The organism is Candidatus Omnitrophota bacterium, from assembly GCA_021735655.1.
In the GTDB taxonomy this organism is placed as follows: Bacteria; Omnitrophota; Gorgyraeia; order Duberdicusellales; family 4484-171; genus JAHKAJ01.
Map to the genome: position 1 here is coordinate 38,955 of JAIPGM010000008.1, position 16,644 is coordinate 55,598.

Sequence of the window (16,644 nt, forward strand, 5' to 3'; positions counted from 1 at the left end):
GAGGTACAATATGAATAAAGTTTTAATAGTTGATGATGAAGTCGAAATTACCGAGTTTCTATGCAATTTTTTGAATCGTTTTGATATAGTTAATGAAAGAGCTTCTGATGCCAAAACTGCTTTAGATAAGTTTAACAAATTAAAGCCTAACTGGGTTTTATTGGACATAAAGATGCCGGGCATGGATGGGTTTGAGTTGTTGGCAGAGTTTAAAAAAATAAACTCAAACATAAAGGCAATGATGATTACTGGAAAAGATGACAAGGAATCGCAAGATCGCGCTAAAAAGTTAGGAGCCCTAGATTACATTTTTAAGCCTTTGGATTTAGATGAATTACATCAGAAAATTAAAACTCATATTCTTAAAAAATAATTTAGAATAAGATGCCGAAAAAAAAGAAACCTGACTATGGAAAAGGCTTAGAACAAGCTGCTAAGCAGATGATTCTAATCCGCCGGGTGGATACTCTGATTAAGCTCATTTTACGAAGCATTATCAAAAATATAAAAGTTGAGCATGCTGGCCTTCTTTTGTATGATAAGTCAAAAGATGCTTATATAGTTACTGTTTCTAGGGGGAAGGGCGGAATAAAGATACCGGCCGGCCTTACTAAGATAAGCAAAGGTAATGCATTGGTCAGATACTTTACTGATAAAAAACTAAGAATTTTTGGTGAGCAACCCCTTATTTTGGAAAAAATAAGTGCTTATCTTAATTCTGAAAGGCCTAAAGGTACTAAAAATTTAAGAATTTTTTTAAGGGACGTAATCTTTCAGCTCTCACTTTATAATGCTAGAGCTTGCATTGCCGGGTTTTTTAGAGAAGAGTTAATATTTATTCTTTTTTTAGGTCGAAAGATTAATCTCAAACGATTTAATCAAGACGAGTTAGGATTTTTATCAGTTTTAAGTTCAGATGCAGTAATGGCTATTCAGAATGCCTGGTACTTTCAGGATTTAGATAAACAGCTTCACAAAAACAAGAATTTATTTTTACAGACTGTTATGGCTTTAGCCACAGCGATTGAAGCTAAGGATAAATATACTTCCGGTCATACCGAGCGGGTATCGCACTACTCTTTGCTTATAGCTCAAGAGATAAAAGCAGTGCGCAGTAATGCCCAAAAAGATTGGGATAGATTTTCAGAGGATTTGAGAATAGCCTCATTACTTCACGATATTGGTAAAATTGGCCTTCGCGAAGGAGTACTCAATAAGGAAGGTATTTTAACTGACGAGGAAAGAAGCGAGATGCAACGGCATCCTTTAGTTGGGTCGTCAATATTGAATCAAGTTGATGAATTTCAAGATCCTATTTTGGGGGTGAAGTATCATCATGAGCGATACGATGGCAAGGGCTATCCTGAGGGTTTAAAGGGAAACAAAATACCTTTGATAGCTCAGATAATTGCCGTTGCTGATACTTATGACGCTATGACTTCCGATCGTCCTTACAGAAGAGGGATGTCTAAGAAGCAGGCTATACAGGAGATTCGCAAGAACAAGGCTAAGCAATTTTCTCCTTTGGTGGTCGATGCTTTTTTAAAACTTTACAAAGAGGGAAAGATATAGTTTCGTTGTATAGATTAGTTTTTATTCATCCCGCTTATTAAAGTGGGATATTTTTTTCGGAGAGGTCGCATAGCCCGGTCGAGTGCGCGTGTTTGGAGTACACGTAGGCCCTTTGGGTCTCCAGGGTTCGAATCCCTGCCTCTCCGCCATTTTTGAGAGCGGGCAATTTTGGCAACTATACTGAACGGCTCGGACCAATAAAATGAAAGGTTTTTGTCTTTCAAAGTATGGTTCGAGCCGTTTGTTTTTAAAAAATCCCTTTTTTGCGACAGGTTTCCTTGCCAAGCGACAGAACCGGCTAAATTGCAAGAGGTAATGAAGTTTTTAGAGAGTTCGAGCCAGCCGCCGCTTTGTTTCTCTATCTCGCCAAGCCTTTCCTGTAAATCTTTCTTTTCATTGAGCAATTTAGCCTTCTTATGCTGATATTCTTCCTGCGATATATCACGCTCAACATATAAATCAATAAGCCTTTCTATTTTGCCGTCAATTGAGCTAAGTTTATCTTGTAATTGGCGAGATAGAGAAAAAGAGGCTTTGCGATTAATCTCGGCTAATTCATCAAGGCGGTTAAAAATAACATCTTTACCATTATCAGGGATAAACACCTGCATTAAGGCTTTATTAACTTGCTCAAGCAAAGCCTCTTCTCGAAGAAACTTTTGCGAACAACGCCTGATTTTCTTGGTACAACGATAATAAATATGGCCTTTTTGCATTTCAGCGGTAATTGAGCCACCGCACTCACTGCATTTAATAAAGCCTCGAAAGGCAAATTTAACTTGGTTACGCTGTTGCGGCCGAGTTTTTCGGGATAATACCTCTTGGCACCTATCAAAAAGTTTCTTCGAGATGAGCGGCGGATGGCTGCCTTCATACATTTCGCCTTTAAACCTGATAACCCCATAGTAAAAAGGATTTTGCAACAGCCTTGCAAGTTTACTCTTATGGACAGGCTTGCCCTTTCTGCCGATTAAACCCCAGGTTTTAACCTCCTGCATAAGCTCATAAAGTGAAAAGTTACCCGTGGCGTAAACTTCAAAAATTTTCTTAATATATGGAGAACGTTCAGCATCAGGAATAATAACTCTGGTTTTACGGTCATTAACATAACCTAAAGGAGCATAAATAGGCCATACGCCACGGCGTAGCTTTTCACGCATACCACGCCTAATATTCTCGGAAAGATTATCTATATAATACTTAGATTGTCCAAAAGCGATAGAGAGCATAAACTTACCTTGAGCAGTGTTATCAAAGCGGTAAGTAGGAAAACGTAAGTCTTTTATAACCCCTAAATCAACCAAATAGATAATCTTACCACCATCAAGAGAGTTTCGGGCAAGCCTGTCCGGATGCCATGCCAAAATACCATCGGCATTACCACTTTCTAACTGCTGCAAAACAAACTCGAAGATAGGCCGTCCGGGACACTTGGCTGATTTGGCTTCCGAAAATTCATCAACCACAAAGAGGGATTCTTTCTTGGCATATTCGCGCAACTCGTTTATTTGGGACTCAATACTAAGGACCTGCCTATCTTCGGCATCAGTAGATTTCCTGGCATATAAAAGATATTTTGGCATGGCTTAAACCTCCCTCTAAGGTTCTGTCGCTTGGCAAAGATGATTTCAGAGATTCTAAGCAAATCTCAGAAATTAGATTAGCGACACCGCAGGTGGAGCAAAGGAAACCTGGAAGCAAAAAAGTTGATTTTTTGTTGCCAAAATTGCCCGCTCTCAAAAATGGCGGTGTATAGGGGACGCAGTCCGAACCTTTTATGCAGCCGAAGGTGGTATTTAATGCCTATGAATTCGGCTGCTGTCTCCCTTATCGGCCCACGTGGGCCGATAAGGCATCCCTGCGGCCTCTCCCTCGCAAAAATCTATATATTTTTAATGCGGCGGCGGAAAATTTTTTTATTTTTTGTAAATAAGGAGTTTTTGCTCGGGTTCGGCCGCACCCCTTGCCACCTTTGTTAACATTGCGTATTTAATTATATGATATGGTGTTGATTAAGGCAAGTCATTTCCATCTTGGCAGGGTTTTCCTTATTCTGGTAGCCAGTGGCAAGGGGGCAGCCTCATCGTGGTGAAAGCCTGGCGTGGTTGGCGGTCTGTTCCGCCCCGCCTATACGGCGTGGCTTGGTGGTTATTGGAAAGTCTTCCTCAAACGCCTGCCTTCCGGCAGGCTTAGGCTTTCAGCCTAAAAATAAGAAAAGCCTGCTCTTCAGGCAGGCGCTTTCGTCAGTCTTTTATTCCGCAGTAGCGGAATAAAAAATATACGACACAATCAATAAAAGATTTAAAAAAGTAAAATAAAAATAGGTAGGCTTAATTCGAATTATGCTAATCCGTAATAATATATCTCTTGGCAAGGCTCTATCTCTTCCGTCTCTTCCTTTATTCTAGCATAAGGAAGGGAATTCTCATCTATTGGGGCATATTTACCTTCTTTAGTAAGGCAAAGAAACTCAATTAATTCCTTCTCTTTTTCATCTTTTTTAGCATATCTTTCCTTATTTCTCATAATCTCACCGCCCGAATTATACCACATCTTATAGACTTATTCAAGTAAACTTACTCAAGTACCTTTTTGCCGATTTTTACCTCTAAATCATTCCTTATCCCACTCATATTTATTTCATAACCACAACTACATTTAAGTTTATTATCTTTCGGAAATGGGATACAACCTTTCTTCTTATAATCTTCATCAATCTTGGGATTGTGTGTGAACTTAGCATATATTTTATGCACTTTACCACATTTAGGACACTTAGTATTTATTTCAACAACATCAGGTAATTTAGGCAAACTAGGTATTTTTAGTGGGGCGCTCATTGCGACAGCTTGTTTAAGCAACTTATCATCTTGAGTAGCAAAAATTTTATATGTAGAACTCGTAGTAAACAACAATCTGCAAACCGTCTGAATTCTGCAGACAATATCTTTTAACACAGGATCATCATCTACTCTAGTTATCTTTAGCTTTATGCTTTCAAGATCGTCTATCTTTATTGATCTACCATGTGAACGCCATTTACCATGATTTATTAACTCATCTACTATTTCTTTTGCTCTCTGCGCCTTCATTTCTTCTGTTACTTGAATCTTGTTGGTTTCTGTTTCTTTCCAATTTCTGAATTTATATTTTTTAAGCCACTCAACCACTAAATCTTCAGCAAACTTAAGTGAGTGATAGACTCCTTTTAACTCACCAGGGCTTATTTGAGCTACCATAATGGCATCAAAAGGATTAAGTTTCCCTTTATTTTCGGCTTCCTTCTGTTTCTCATTTACCCACTCAATATAATCAAAAGCCGACATAGCACTTCTGCCGATTTTCATTTGGGCATCTATTGGCCCTAAACTACCTGTTTTAGTCATAAGAATTTCATCTCCGGACAAAACCATTATAGTACCAGCGCTCTTTGCTTCACCTGAAACAACAAAAGACACCCCGTCAAAATGAGACCGTAAGTAATTTACTATTTCCTCAGCAGCCTCACCACTCCCACCAGGTGTTTCTAAATAAATATCAATCTTAGACGAATTTTCCTTATTTCGTAATACATCAGCTATCATATAATAATCTTCTTGAGAAAGAGCTATATCAGGAATTGGTTTACCGATAGCGCTTGCAAATACTAATAAAAAGGAATCTCGCTTTTTATTATATTTAGATATTAAAGCCATCAATTCTTTCTCTAATTCTTGCGCGCTTAACCTTTTGTTTATATATTCGGTCATTAAACTCATGAAATATCTCCTTAAAAACAATTATGTTTTTATACCTTTCAAATTCCCATTGGAGACTTATTTTATCGCAACTTTACTTTTTTTCAACATAAGATTTATACTAAAAATGAGCCCCCACTCTTACAGGTGGGGAACTCCCACAAGCTTAGATATATATCTTTGTTATAAAAAAGTCTCTACTCATCAGACAGGCGTCTTCGTCAACCTTATATTCCGCAGCAGCGGAATATTCCTATATATACCCCGCCCATTAATGACGGTATTAATTATGCTTTGCATTCATATTTGTAATTATTCAAATTCAAGTCTCACAGAAGCTTTATCACATTTTTTATCACATTTATAACAATTACAATTAGAAGTGTACCACTCAATATTTTTTCGTTCTCCAGGTTTTAATGGCTCACTTCCGATAGCGTATGTATAATCAGTATTAACTACTTTACCATATTCATTTTTATAGGTAATATGAAATTTAACATTTGTTACTGGTATTTGCGAACCATTATAAATTGTAGCCTTGCCTTCTACGCTATTTGAGTAACTTGAACCAAACGACCAATCTTCAATTATAACTTTCTGTTTCGCTTCTTCAAGTAACTCATGTTTTTCCATATCAGACTTTGAATCATCAGATATATTGTTAAGTTTGGCGTCCGCTACAAACCCATAACTGTCAGAAATCTGCCACTCTGAAAATTTTTTTCTGACGATAAAAATAGGCTTCCGTTCGAGCTTCATTCCAAAGGCGTTAATTGTCGAGCCATAAACTTGAATCCAATATTTATCCTTTTCTTTTTTTAATGTTTTTAATTTCCATTTCTCAATTTTAAAATAAGAATATTTTCCCACTAAAAATAGATTTATAGAATAACTCGTATCAAAATATTTTGAAATTTGTTCTAAATCTTGTTCATTTAAATATTTTAAAGCAAGATTGACAGTCTTTTCTCCATTATTACTAAAGAGACTATCAATTCCTATTTTTATTGTTTCCCTATTAAAATACCCTAATAATATAACAGCTAGTAAGAGAATAAAAATAACGATATGTTTAGCGCTTACATTAATTGTCATTAAATCACTCCTACATTTCTACATTTAATTATAATCTATTTAACTTTCTAATAACTAACTTTCTATTTTTTATAATTCCAGTCCGTCATTTTATCACTTATGTATTGCTTTAGCTTTTGGTCAAAAATAATCATCATTTTAGCTTTTGAGTTTTCAGCTAAATCGGCGATTTCTTGAAAAATATTATCAATATCTGAGTTTACTTCTTCAATAATATTCTTGATCTTTTCGCTGTTGTAGCCTAGATTCATAAGGAATGAGTGCAATAAATTCTCTGTTTCGCTTTTGACAAAATCAGGCCTTTCATCTAACCAGCCTTATTCAAATATATTAAACCATCTTTCCGAAATATCCATTTGCTCTCTCATATTATCATCTTTTCATGCTAACATTTTATATTGCCTTACAGGTTATTCCAAACAGTTTTTTAGTTTGTTTACGCCTACCTGCGCTTTACAGAAAGGACATATTATGCAATTTTTGTCGCTATTGAACAGCTTCTTTAAATTCTCTCGGGCAATCATTTCTTCACAATAAGGGCATTTAAGAAATTCGGAATCCATGAAACCAAAAAACCCGCCAATGAATTTAGGGTCAATAAAACTCATTGAGTATGGATGCTCTTTTTATTCTTTATCCAGTCAGATGGAATTTTCCCATAGAGCCTATATATTTCAAGAATTAATCCTTGAACTGTTTCTAAAACACAATATACCGCCCGTGATTCGGGCCATCCCATAATAGGTTTAGTGTCATCTGATACGTTCAAATGAACAAGGGCATTTCGTATATTTCTAGCTTCTTTGAAGTCGTTCATTAGATTTCTACTTATATTTTTACCATTACAAATTTTTGGAATCCACCTTTGCAATTTTTTTCCCAATGAAACAAATCTTTCTTTTCTTTCTCCTGTAAGGAATTCCTGCTTTTGTTTTGGCAAAACTTCATTATTTGATACGTATTCTTGAGCAAATTCATTTATAATAGCTTCCAATGCTGTAAAAGCAAAAAGAATAGAAGCAGCCGAAAATCTTCTATATTTTAACCTGCCATCTTCTGGTTTAATTTCTTCCGTTCCAAGTGCAGGCATCCCTTGAAATTCTTCATTCATTCTTTCTGCAAAATATTTAGCGTCATTTAAAAATAATTCGTGCCAATAGTTCCACATTATTTTAGTCGATACGGGTCATTACAAATTTAGTAAAAATAACGCTAAAGCGTAGTATTAAACCTAGAATCCACCCAGAAATTCCATTTCATTTAAAAACCATATTATTTGTTAAGTTTTATTACGCAATTTTGATAATTAGCTAACCATCTATTCAATCAGTTTACGCCAAATCACAAATAAGTGCTAATTAACTTTGACAATTCACCCCTATCTATTAACTTTATATTATTAGAACTCGCCAACTTTATAGCCGAACGAGTAAACTCATTCGTTGTAATTACCATACCTTTATCTGCTTTGTAATGCTTAATTGCCGCAACAACTTCCTGCACTCCTCTATTAGTTACTTTATTATTATATCGTTTTGCCTGCACTACGATTTTTTCTCCGAATTTTTCAACAACTAAATCTGCCCCTTGATCGCCAGACAACTTTGTATTTTCTACCTTATATCCCATTTTTTTAAAAAGTATATTTAGAAAATTTTCAAATTCATATCCTGTAGCTGAATCTAAATCGTATATCGTTAAAGGTTGATGCTGGCTATTGTTCAGTTGTTTTTCAAAATGTTCAAGCTTTAGCTTTTGCCTTAATTCATCTATTCGCTGCCTCAACACTTCTTTATCAACAGGATAATGTTTCTCCTGTAATAGACGTTGAAAAGAATCCATATAAAGCAAGTAGTTTTCACCACATAACTCCAGAAAACGCTTTAAAAAAGATTCTATTCCATCAGGATTATTATGCATCATCTTAGCTTTGAAATTCATATAATTCTGTTTATCTAATTCACTATCTATTAAACCCCTTAATTCTTCAATATCAAAATTAAAACCTTTTTCAGCCATCAAATCTCTCAAGGTATTAAGTTCTTCACCGGGTATATTAAGGCTGCAAGAAGTATAGTTGTGTTTTGCTGAAAAGTTTTTTATATATTTGTAACTTTCACTGGAAAGCAACCTTTCTCCCTCTTTCTTAAATTCTTGTAATGCAAATTGTCTATTTATACGCCATACAATCCATGACACCAATGAAACAAATAATAGTAGAAAGAAAGGTATTGGAAATGTTCCGACCAGAGCTATAACTAAAATTCCAACCAAAATTGCAATTGCTGTTACCTTTCCTATATTATCATCCAAAACATTCAAAACGTCCTTCCAGTTTGAACCTGGCAAATCACACAACTTGATTCGTACAAAGATAGCACTGGCAATAATTCCGGAAAAAATTCCTATATATGCTAAAATATTTTGAGAAATTGAATCCATATTTTTATCCTAAATAATATTCAAAATCACCTGCATTCTATCAATTTAAGCGAATTTTTGCAAGATTTCTAGTTTATCGAGCAGCTTAAACCAATCCGCCTAAAAATACAAAAAACCTTCGCCATTTCTAACGAAGGTTTTCTTTCTTTTAGCGTCCTGGATTTAGTCCTTCCAACACGGGACTTTTGCCTGATTGTCATTTTCAATATAGCTCTGGTTTCTGATTGTGTCAAGGGAAAAAGTCGTTGCTATTCGCTACCCGCCTATCTTATTATCCATTTTATCTAATTATTATTCGATATTTCAGATTGTGGGAAAGTTACTGGAATAGAAAATTTCACTCTATGGATTGATCCTGTATTTTGCTCTGAAGAACCAGTAGCTTTGCCACCAGCTTTGACTGTGTAAATTTTGGCAGTTGCATTGATTTCTGCAGAAGAATTCTGATTTTCATTAATCGTTAAAGCTACATCAAATTCTATTGCTTCCATATAGCGAAGCTTATAATCTTGTTGCTTCCTCTCTTTTAAGGTATTTCCGACAAAGCCATAAACAGGATTTATCTCTCCGCCCGTTTCTTTAGTTTTTTCTTGTGCGTTTTTGATCCCGTGAAATATTTGCGATAAGGTTTCGGAAATAAAATCTTGTAATTTCATGTTTACTCCTTTTCGTTTTTGTTTTTTGTTTCGAATGGCAATAATAAAACTTCCTAAAAAAATAATGAAAGCACCGATTGAAATACTTATAATGATGTTACTTTTTTCCACCATATTTTTTATTTATAAATTTATTTTTTCAACTAGCATTAATGAATTCATTAATAAACCAATTCGTTCACCTTAACGTTAAGAACCTTAGCAATTTTCAAAAGAGTTTTAATTGTGGGGTTATCATTTTTTCCCACTTCTATTTTCGCAAGGGTAGTATGAGTGACATCAGCAAGCTTAGATAACTTATCTTGAGATAGCCCCTGTATTTTTCGTAACTTCTTTATTCTTTTCCCAATTTTTGCTGCACTTGACATTTGGTATTATATTGTTACAATTATATTCTATGGATAATACTACCTAAAACTTACTTATATTTTAGCAATTTTGACATCTTTTGCAAGATTTTTGCATGATAATGCTTTATATAGACAACACCGCGGAAAAATTGAAAATTCGTTTACAAAAAATAAAAAAATTTTCCGCCGCCGCATTAAAAATATATAGATTTTTGCGAGGGAGAGGCCGCAGGGATGCCTTATCGGCCCACGTGGGCCGATAAGGAAGACAGCAGCCGAATTCATAGGCGTTAGCGAGCACCTTCGGCTGTGTAAAAGGTTCGGACTGCGTCCCCTATACACCGTTTTTACATCTACCACCTACCTATTCCAAAACTAACTCAATAGTGATATAATCTAACTATGAGAAGAGGATTTACCTTAATCGAACTAATCGTAGTCATTGCTATTATTGCTATCTTAGCAGCAATCATTGCCCCTAATGCTTTTAAGGCTATTGAGAAGGCGAAGGTCGCTAGAGCAATTTCGGATTTCAAAACAATAAAAACAGCCTCAATATCTCTTTACGCTGATACCGGAAAATGGCCTGATACGAATTGGGGTGATACCCGAATTAAAGATAGCGGTTTATTTATTGATAACGGAGCAAGTTGGGATGGTCCATATTTAGAGAAAAATCCTGAACCGCATCCTTGGGGAGGAAGGTATATATTTGAAAGTGAAGATGACTGGGCTAAAAGTCCCACAGAGCCTGCTAATGGAATTGATGAATCGCTTATTGATTTTGAAGATTACTGTATTTCTGGATCTGCAACAGGCTGTCCTGTTCCAGATAGCGCAGCAAAGAGAATTGATGAAGCAGTAGACGACGGGAATACTTCCTGGGGCGAATTTCGCCACGGTGGCGATACCTTGTGGCTTTTAGTCTGGGATGCTTTTGAGCAACCATAGTTTTTATTGAAGATTATTTGAATAGCGCTAATTAATTCTATCTATAAATCAATTCAGCTGACCACTAATCCCCACCAACCCATTTTTCCCTTGTGCCCAAATTGTGCCTGTTTCGATTCAAGTCCTTGCAATTACTTGCCTTTGAACCTTTAGTTTGTTAAACTATTTACATGCGAAAAGTATTATTCCTACTTGCTTTATTGTTAGTATTTTCCCAGCTAGCCTATTCTGAAATCATTACTTTAAAAAATGGTAAGACCATTGATGCTCCTATCTTAGAGAGGGCAGAGGAGTATATTAAGGTTAACATTGGAGGTGTTGGGGTTAAGTATTATATGGATGAAATAGACAGCGTCGGAAAGGATAAAAGTTTATTTAAAAATAATTATTCAAAAAAAACACCTTCTGAAATTTATAATGAAAACGCAAGTGCTGTAGTAATGGTCGGCGCTAAAGGTTTTTTTGACACAGGGTTTAGTATTGGCGTCGGTTCAGTAATTAGTCAGGATGGCTTAGTTGTTACAAATTATCATGTATTAGGTGATTCTAATGATGTATCGATCGCCTTTGATAATGGTTCAATTTCTAAAGCAATATCTGTGGCAACTTTTGACCCAATACGTGATTTCTGCATTTTAAAAGTTAAAGGCAGTGATTTGCAGGGTGTTGAACTTGGAGATAGCGATAATCTTAAGAAGGGTGAAGCCTTAACCGTCATAACTATTGACAGTAATGATAAGCATAAAATAATGACAGGAAAGTATCTTTATCAACTAGTTGACTTAGGTAGTCGTTATTTAATGGCCGAAATTCCAACTGGCGAAGAAGGAAATAGCGGTTCACCAGTTTTTAATGAATGCGGAAAGGTTATCGGAATTTACACAAGAGGAGATCCGGAATCAAATTTAGCAAGTATTATACCTATAAATGACATAAAAGAATATTTAAATGTGGATAAAAATTTAACTATGCATGAATTTAAGAACCTTTCGGATCAAGCTGTAGTCCTATCAACTAAAGGAAAAGTTTTTATGTTGAGAGGGGAATACCAAAAGGCCTTGGATTATTTTTATCAGGCCTTAAGTATAAATCCAGAGTGTTCATTGGCAAGTTTGGTTCTTGCTCAAGTTTACATTAAAATGCATGAATTTTATAAAGCAGCTAATGAAATAAACAAAATTATACAAAGGTTTCCTGATGAAGTGCACCATTATATGACAATTGCTGAAATTTATAGAAAAAATTTTATGTGGGATGATTTTTTGATAGCCGTTAACAAAGCTATAGAAGTTGATCCTAGGTATAGTGATGCATATGCAGAGCTTAGTCTGTATTATTATATAGTGGGAAAGAGTATTGATAGGGCAATTGTTGAGGCTAAAAAGTGTATAAGTTTTAAACCAAGCAATTGCACCGCTCTTACTATTTTAATAGAAATTTATGGGCAAAAAAATGATTGCGTTTTAGTAAAAAAATACCGAAAACAAATGGAAGATTACGGGTGTGAGATTACTAAAGAAGAAACTATTCAGGCGATTCAGAGCTGTCGATAGGTATTTATTATGTGTGCCCCAATCGTGCCCATCTAAAGCGAAACCACAGGATAATAGACGAAAGCAGAAGATAACAGGTAGAATCATTTTTTTCCTAAAACTCACCGTCAACACTGCATAATCATTGATAAATAAAGAGTATTTAAATTACATCTAATAGAATCCCTGCTTTTTTGTTTTATATCTACCATCTACCCTATTCCAAAATTATTCCAAGTGTGGTACAATCTAACCGTTGCAATAGAATTAGAATATAATTTAAAAATGTTTAAGAGTATTGTTAAAGAGTTAAGGCATCATGCTCCGTTTACTTTTTTAGGAGCTTTCTTGGGAATCGTTTTTATGTTTTTATTTCGTAATATTTCTCAGGAAGCTTCACATGATCTTTTTTATGTTTTTCACCCCCTACATGTATTATTAAGTGCTTTAGCTACAGCTTCAATGTATAAATTACATACTTGCCCCAAAGGTAAAGGCCCTTGCAATTTACCACTTTTGCTTGTAGTTGGTTATTTCGGTGCCATTGGCGTTGCCACTTTCAGTGATTCATTAATGCCTTATTTTGGGGAATTTTTACTGAAAATGCCTTATCGAGAAATGCATATAGGTTTTGTTGAGAAATGGTGGTTAGTGTCAGCGGTAGCAATAGTCGGTGTTATTATCGCTTGTTTTAATCCTTCGACAAAGTTTCCTCATGCGGCCCATGTATTGATTAGTACTTGGGCATCTTTGTTCCATATTATGATGGCTTCTGGCGGGAGTATTAGCTGGGTGGTGTATATTGGGATATTTTTGTTTTTATTCCTTGCGGTGTGGCTTCCGTGTTGCATTAGTGATATCGTTTTCCCGCTTTTATTTGTAAAAAGAAAAACATAGCTCTTTCCCGTAAATAATTTCTATAATTAGTCAAGAAAAATCTTATAAATTTTGTAAATTTATAATTAAAAAAGTTTGCAAAGTTAGATTAATATTGTTAAAATATTCGATCTTACGGAATTTATAAATTATTTTTTTAAAAAAAAGGGGGCCACGATGAAAGATAGCTATCCATATTTCAGGGATCCGCGAGCTTTGGAAGAAATCAGAAAACATAAATGGATTGAAAGCCAAAAACAGAATCAGGAAGTCAGCTTTGCCACAGCTGCCTTAGATTGGATTAACAACTATGGTGCTCAGTGGAAAGAAATTCATGCTGACGAGAGTAAGGATAATCGTATTTTTATTGAACAGAGGAAGTATCGCCGGTTCAGGTTAACTCAGCTTATTAAATTGGTGAAAGATAATATTACTTTTTTAGCCGAAGGCATTAATATTAGTTTTTTTGGTTTGACTTGCCGGGCTAGAAAATTCTTACCGGTAGGTAGTGTGATGGATGTTTATGTGCCGATTGAGCAGAAAAGCGGAGAAAAGATTATCTGCAGAGGCACAGTAGAGAGGGCTATCCAAGTTAAATTGGAAAATTATGAGGTATTTTTAAAGTTTGGTCCAGATTGTCAGAGGCAGATAGAAAATTGCGAATATTTTAGGGGCCAAGCGGCGGCATAATAAAAAAAAGAAATTTCTTTTTTTTATTTTATTCGAAGCGGCATTTTACTTGTAAAGTAAACCCTGTCGTGTTAAAATTTACCATCATGAAAGGCATTCTTTATTGTCGAGATATTTCTTCAAATAAATCAAAATCGCTCTTCTTTCCCCACAAAACCACCACTAAATTACAAGATGTCTATGCTTCTGACTGTCCTTTGGTCATTTTTGACGAAAAATTTATCAAAAAAAGTAAAAAGTTAGATAATTCGCGCCTTAAAAGTAAGGTTTGTTTTGTGCATTTTACCCAAGAGCATAAGGATAATTTAAAAATAGTTAAACAGCTTGGTTTTTTTGATTACTTTAGTGATCAAGATTCAAAGAGTTTTGTTTCTTTCAAGTTTCTAAGGGCCGAGAAGCTAATTAAACTTAATCGAAAGGTGTATAGCCTAGAGAAACAAGTTAATAAAAAAGATGCTGAAATCGAAAACATCACTTTGATCGATCCGATAACCGGGTGTTATAACTGGCGGTATCTTTCAAACCGGATAACTCAGGAAATTAATCGAGCTCGTCGACATTTCTACAGCATTTCTTTTATTGCTGTCGATATTGATCATTTTACCAGGATCAATGAACTCTATGGCGTAAAAGTAGCCGATACGATTATTAAGGAATTTGTCGGTATTTTAGGCAAAGCATTGCGGACTGAGGACATTCTGGCCCGCTGGCGAGAGGATGAGTTTTTTATTATTGCGCCTCACTTAGAAGCCAAAGATAGCTATATGGTTGCTAAAAGAATAGGCGAGAAAATTAGCACACATAAGTTTAAATATCATAAAGTTGCGATATGTCTAAAGGCTAGTTTAGGCGTTACCACTTCTCCTGAAGATCATATCTTTAGTGTTCGCGATATTGTTAATACTTTGAATGGTTGTTTAGCTTCGGCTAAACGGAAGGGGGGCAACACGATTGTTTTATATTCTCAGGCAGATACTACCTTGGCGCCGGAAAAGCACAAGAAGGCTAATACGTCTGAATTACAGGGTAAAATAGACAAGATGAACAAGGTGATGAATCGAGATTTGCTTGATACTATTTATGGGTTTGCTAGGACAATCGAGGCAAAAGATTCTTACACCGGAAAACATGTAGAATATACTGCTGGTTTGGCCGAAGAAGTTGCAAAAGCCTTACGGTTATCAACCAAAGAAGTGGAAGATGTTAGGCATGCTGCGGTTTTGCATGATTTAGGAAAGATTGCTATCGATAAAAGCATTCTTTCTAAAGCAGGTAGCCTTAGTCCCGAAGAAAGGGAGTCGATTAGGACTCATCCGGCTATTGCTGCAGAGATTTTACGCGAGATACATGGTCTCAGAGGGGCTATCCCGGCGATTCTTTATCATCATGAGCGTTATGATGGAAAGGGCTATCCTTTGGGGTTAAAGGGCGATGATATACCTTTAAATGCTCGGATAGTTGCCGTTGCTGATGTCTATCAGGCGCTTATCTCTGATCGGCCGTATCGTAAAGCTTATGTTAAGAAAAAGGCTTTAGAGATTATTAAATCAGAGGCTGGCAAACAGTTTGATCCTAAAATAGTAAGAATGTTTTTACGAATTATCAAGAGGATCGATGCGCAAGAAAGATGAAGCCTACATGTATGAAGCTCTCAAACAGGCTCACTATGCATTTGATGAAGATGAGGTGCCGGTGGGGGCAGTTATTGTTTGTAACGATAGAATAATCGCTAGAAGCTACAACCAGGTCGAAAAATTAAAAGATCCTACCGCTCATGCTGAGATGATTGCTATTACTCAAGCGGCAAGTTTTTTAAAATCAAAGTGGCTTAAAAAATGTTCTTTGTATGTTACGATAGAGCCGTGTTCGATGTGTGCCGGAGCCTTAGTCTTAAGTCGCATCGATAAGGTTGTTTTTGGCGCAAAAGATCCAAAGACTGGAGCTTTCGGGTCAAAGCTAGATGTAAATGCCTTAAGTCTTAATCATAAGTTAAAAGTTAAAAATGGTATTTTGGAGAATGAATGTGCCATGATTTTACAGGATTTTTTTAAAATTAAGAGGGAGACAAAATGAGTATGAAGAGCCTTAGGGTAATTTTTATTACTATCGTAGTTTTTGTTTTTTCTTTAGAATATGCTCAAGCTCGTAACCGTCAGGGTGGCGGTAGCTCATCAGGCTCAGGTTATACTCCAAGAACTCGCACCAAGGTGAGTTCTCAGTCGTCACAAAAGAATAGCAATAAAGATAAGAGCAAAAGTGTTAATAAAGAAGAGGGGAGTGAATCTTTGAAGTGGGGAAAGTCAGATGATTCGATAAAGGTAAAGTCAAATCCTCAGCAGAAGGAAAATATACTAAAGCTTAAAGAAGATGCAAAAGCGATTAAAGATAAATCAAATATAACCCAAGATCAGAAGGATAAAATAAAGTCTGATTTTTCAGCTATTATGGATGGCGCACAAAAACCCAGCGAGGAATCAGTTAATAATCTGGTTGGTGATCTTACCAGGGCAGCAGAAGACGGTAAGCTAGGCCCAAAGGAGGCTATGAAAATTTCTGAAAGTGTTTCTGGGGTTTTAGAGAGTGCAAATATATCTGAAGAAGAAGTTTGGGCGCTTAAAAAAGATGTTGAGGCTGTTGCTGAGGCCTCTAACCTTAATCAGCAAGACACAGACTTAATAATAGCTGACGTTGAGGCTATCATTGATACAGCTAGAGCTAATAGTAAGTAGTAAGTGTATGA

17 protein-coding genes, 1 tRNA gene and 2 pseudogenes are annotated in these 16,644 nt (G+C 35.8%); 10 read left to right on the forward strand and 10 right to left on the reverse strand.

All coding sequences use genetic code 11. The features are described 5' to 3' along the window. Window positions 1–10 precede the first annotated feature (10 nt). From K9L86_06665 to K9L86_06675, 3 genes are all read left to right on the forward strand, one after another. Window positions 11–373: a response regulator gene (locus K9L86_06665; GenBank protein ID MCF7908534.1), complete on the forward strand. Its 363-nt coding sequence runs from the start codon at window positions 11–13 to the stop codon at window positions 371–373. A gap of 11 nt (window positions 374–384) precedes the next feature. After that, entirely contained in the window at window positions 385–1,572 is a 1,188-nt protein-coding gene (locus K9L86_06670; protein MCF7908535.1) for an HD-GYP domain-containing protein, read from the forward strand. Between the two features lie 58 nt (window positions 1,573–1,630). Beyond that, a tRNA-Ser gene (locus K9L86_06675) sits at window positions 1,631–1,721 on the forward strand. 468 nt (window positions 1,722–2,189) lie between these two features. Here the strand turns inward: K9L86_06675 and K9L86_06680 are convergent. From K9L86_06680 to K9L86_06725, 10 genes and pseudogenes are all read right to left on the reverse strand, one after another. Next, window positions 2,190–2,450: pseudogene (locus K9L86_06680) on the reverse strand (recombinase family protein). Between the two features lie 252 nt (window positions 2,451–2,702). Further along, window positions 2,703–3,155, reverse strand: a pseudogene (locus K9L86_06685) (recombinase family protein). Between the two features lie 757 nt (window positions 3,156–3,912). Next, on the reverse strand, window positions 3,913–4,098 hold the full coding sequence (locus tag K9L86_06690) for a hypothetical protein (GenBank protein ID MCF7908536.1): 186 nt from the start codon (window positions 4,096–4,098) through the stop codon (window positions 3,913–3,915). Window positions 4,099–4,148: 50 nt separating this feature from the next. Then, window positions 4,149–5,330, reverse strand: coding sequence for an ATP-dependent Clp protease proteolytic subunit (locus K9L86_06695; protein MCF7908537.1), 1,182 nt, complete (start codon window positions 5,328–5,330; stop codon window positions 4,149–4,151). Window positions 5,331–5,621: 291 nt separating this feature from the next. Beyond that, the gene (locus tag K9L86_06700; GenBank protein MCF7908538.1) at window positions 5,622–6,407 is read right to left on the reverse strand and encodes a hypothetical protein; all 786 of its coding nucleotides are present in this window, start codon (window positions 6,405–6,407) and stop codon (window positions 5,622–5,624) included. A gap of 62 nt (window positions 6,408–6,469) precedes the next feature. Then, the gene (locus K9L86_06705) at window positions 6,470–6,658 is read right to left on the reverse strand and encodes a hypothetical protein (GenBank protein MCF7908539.1); all 189 of its coding nucleotides are present in this window, start codon (window positions 6,656–6,658) and stop codon (window positions 6,470–6,472) included. 353 nt (window positions 6,659–7,011) lie between these two features. After that, complete coding sequence (locus K9L86_06710) at window positions 7,012–7,575, reverse strand: hypothetical protein (protein MCF7908540.1); 564 nt, start codon at window positions 7,573–7,575, stop codon at window positions 7,012–7,014. A 173-nt stretch (window positions 7,576–7,748) separates the two neighbouring features. Continuing rightward, a complete protein-coding gene (locus K9L86_06715; GenBank protein ID MCF7908541.1) occupies window positions 7,749–8,249 on the reverse strand; it encodes a restriction endonuclease in 501 nt (166 codons plus the stop codon). An 884-nt stretch (window positions 8,250–9,133) separates the two neighbouring features. Beyond that, entirely contained in the window at window positions 9,134–9,619 is a 486-nt protein-coding gene (locus K9L86_06720) for a hypothetical protein (GenBank protein MCF7908542.1), read from the reverse strand. A gap of 47 nt (window positions 9,620–9,666) precedes the next feature. Then, entirely contained in the window at window positions 9,667–9,873 is a 207-nt protein-coding gene (locus K9L86_06725; GenBank protein MCF7908543.1) for a helix-turn-helix domain-containing protein, read from the reverse strand. 384 nt (window positions 9,874–10,257) lie between these two features. On the opposite strand from K9L86_06725, the gene K9L86_06730 reads away from it, so the two are divergent. From K9L86_06730 to K9L86_06760, 7 genes are all read left to right on the forward strand, one after another. Then, window positions 10,258–10,806, forward strand: coding sequence for a type II secretion system protein GspG (locus K9L86_06730; GenBank protein ID MCF7908544.1), 549 nt, complete (start codon window positions 10,258–10,260; stop codon window positions 10,804–10,806). A 170-nt stretch (window positions 10,807–10,976) separates the two neighbouring features. Further along, the gene (locus tag K9L86_06735; GenBank protein MCF7908545.1) at window positions 10,977–12,359 is read left to right on the forward strand and encodes a trypsin-like peptidase domain-containing protein; all 1,383 of its coding nucleotides are present in this window, start codon (window positions 10,977–10,979) and stop codon (window positions 12,357–12,359) included. A gap of 264 nt (window positions 12,360–12,623) precedes the next feature. Continuing rightward, window positions 12,624–13,235 (forward strand): hypothetical protein, encoded by a 612-nt coding sequence (locus K9L86_06740; GenBank protein ID MCF7908546.1) that lies wholly within the window; start codon window positions 12,624–12,626, stop codon window positions 13,233–13,235. Between the two features lie 156 nt (window positions 13,236–13,391). Further along, window positions 13,392–13,904, forward strand: a complete 513-nt coding sequence (locus K9L86_06745; GenBank protein MCF7908547.1) for a hypothetical protein — start codon at window positions 13,392–13,394, stop codon at window positions 13,902–13,904. A 68-nt stretch (window positions 13,905–13,972) separates the two neighbouring features. After that, a complete protein-coding gene (locus tag K9L86_06750) occupies window positions 13,973–15,535 on the forward strand; it encodes a diguanylate cyclase (GenBank protein MCF7908548.1) in 1,563 nt (520 codons plus the stop codon). After that, entirely contained in the window at window positions 15,519–15,977 is a 459-nt protein-coding gene (gene tadA, locus K9L86_06755) for a tRNA adenosine(34) deaminase TadA (protein MCF7908549.1), read from the forward strand. Before K9L86_06750 ends, tadA begins: the two co-directional genes overlap by 17 nt. Continuing rightward, window positions 15,974–16,633, forward strand: coding sequence for a hypothetical protein (locus K9L86_06760; protein MCF7908550.1), 660 nt, complete (start codon window positions 15,974–15,976; stop codon window positions 16,631–16,633). The genes tadA and K9L86_06760 overlap by 4 nt, the downstream gene beginning before the upstream one ends. Window positions 16,634–16,644 lie beyond the last annotated feature (11 nt).

Excerpts from the sequence above, each read along its gene's own strand:
- K9L86_06735 (MCF7908545.1), top strand. The coding sequence starts at position 10,977 with ATGCGAAAAGTATTATTCCTACTTGCTTTATTGTTAGTATTTTCCCAG.
- K9L86_06705 (MCF7908539.1), bottom strand. The coding sequence starts at position 6,658 with ATGAATCTAGGCTACAACAGCGAAAAGATCAAGAATATTATTGAAGAA.
- K9L86_06670 (MCF7908535.1), top strand. The coding sequence starts at position 385 with ATGCCGAAAAAAAAGAAACCTGACTATGGAAAAGGCTTAGAACAAGCT.
- K9L86_06710 (MCF7908540.1), bottom strand. The coding sequence starts at position 7,575 with ATGTGGAACTATTGGCACGAATTATTTTTAAATGACGCTAAATATTTT.
- K9L86_06760 (MCF7908550.1), top strand. The coding sequence starts at position 15,974 with ATGAGTATGAAGAGCCTTAGGGTAATTTTTATTACTATCGTAGTTTTT.
- K9L86_06720 (MCF7908542.1), bottom strand. The coding sequence starts at position 9,619 with ATGGTGGAAAAAAGTAACATCATTATAAGTATTTCAATCGGTGCTTTC.
- K9L86_06690 (MCF7908536.1), bottom strand. The coding sequence starts at position 4,098 with ATGAGAAATAAGGAAAGATATGCTAAAAAAGATGAAAAAGAGAAGGAA.
- K9L86_06665 (MCF7908534.1), top strand. The coding sequence starts at position 11 with ATGAATAAAGTTTTAATAGTTGATGATGAAGTCGAAATTACCGAGTTT.
- K9L86_06715 (MCF7908541.1), bottom strand. The coding sequence starts at position 8,249 with ATGGATTCTTTTCAACGTCTATTACAGGAGAAACATTATCCTGTTGAT.
- K9L86_06700 (MCF7908538.1), bottom strand. The coding sequence starts at position 6,407 with ATGACAATTAATGTAAGCGCTAAACATATCGTTATTTTTATTCTCTTA.
- K9L86_06695 (MCF7908537.1), bottom strand. The coding sequence starts at position 5,330 with ATGAGTTTAATGACCGAATATATAAACAAAAGGTTAAGCGCGCAAGAA.
- tadA (MCF7908549.1), top strand. The coding sequence starts at position 15,519 with ATGCGCAAGAAAGATGAAGCCTACATGTATGAAGCTCTCAAACAGGCT.
- K9L86_06745 (MCF7908547.1), top strand. The coding sequence starts at position 13,392 with ATGAAAGATAGCTATCCATATTTCAGGGATCCGCGAGCTTTGGAAGAA.
- K9L86_06730 (MCF7908544.1), top strand. The coding sequence starts at position 10,258 with ATGAGAAGAGGATTTACCTTAATCGAACTAATCGTAGTCATTGCTATT.
- K9L86_06725 (MCF7908543.1), bottom strand. The coding sequence starts at position 9,873 with ATGTCAAGTGCAGCAAAAATTGGGAAAAGAATAAAGAAGTTACGAAAA.
- K9L86_06740 (MCF7908546.1), top strand. The coding sequence starts at position 12,624 with ATGTTTAAGAGTATTGTTAAAGAGTTAAGGCATCATGCTCCGTTTACT.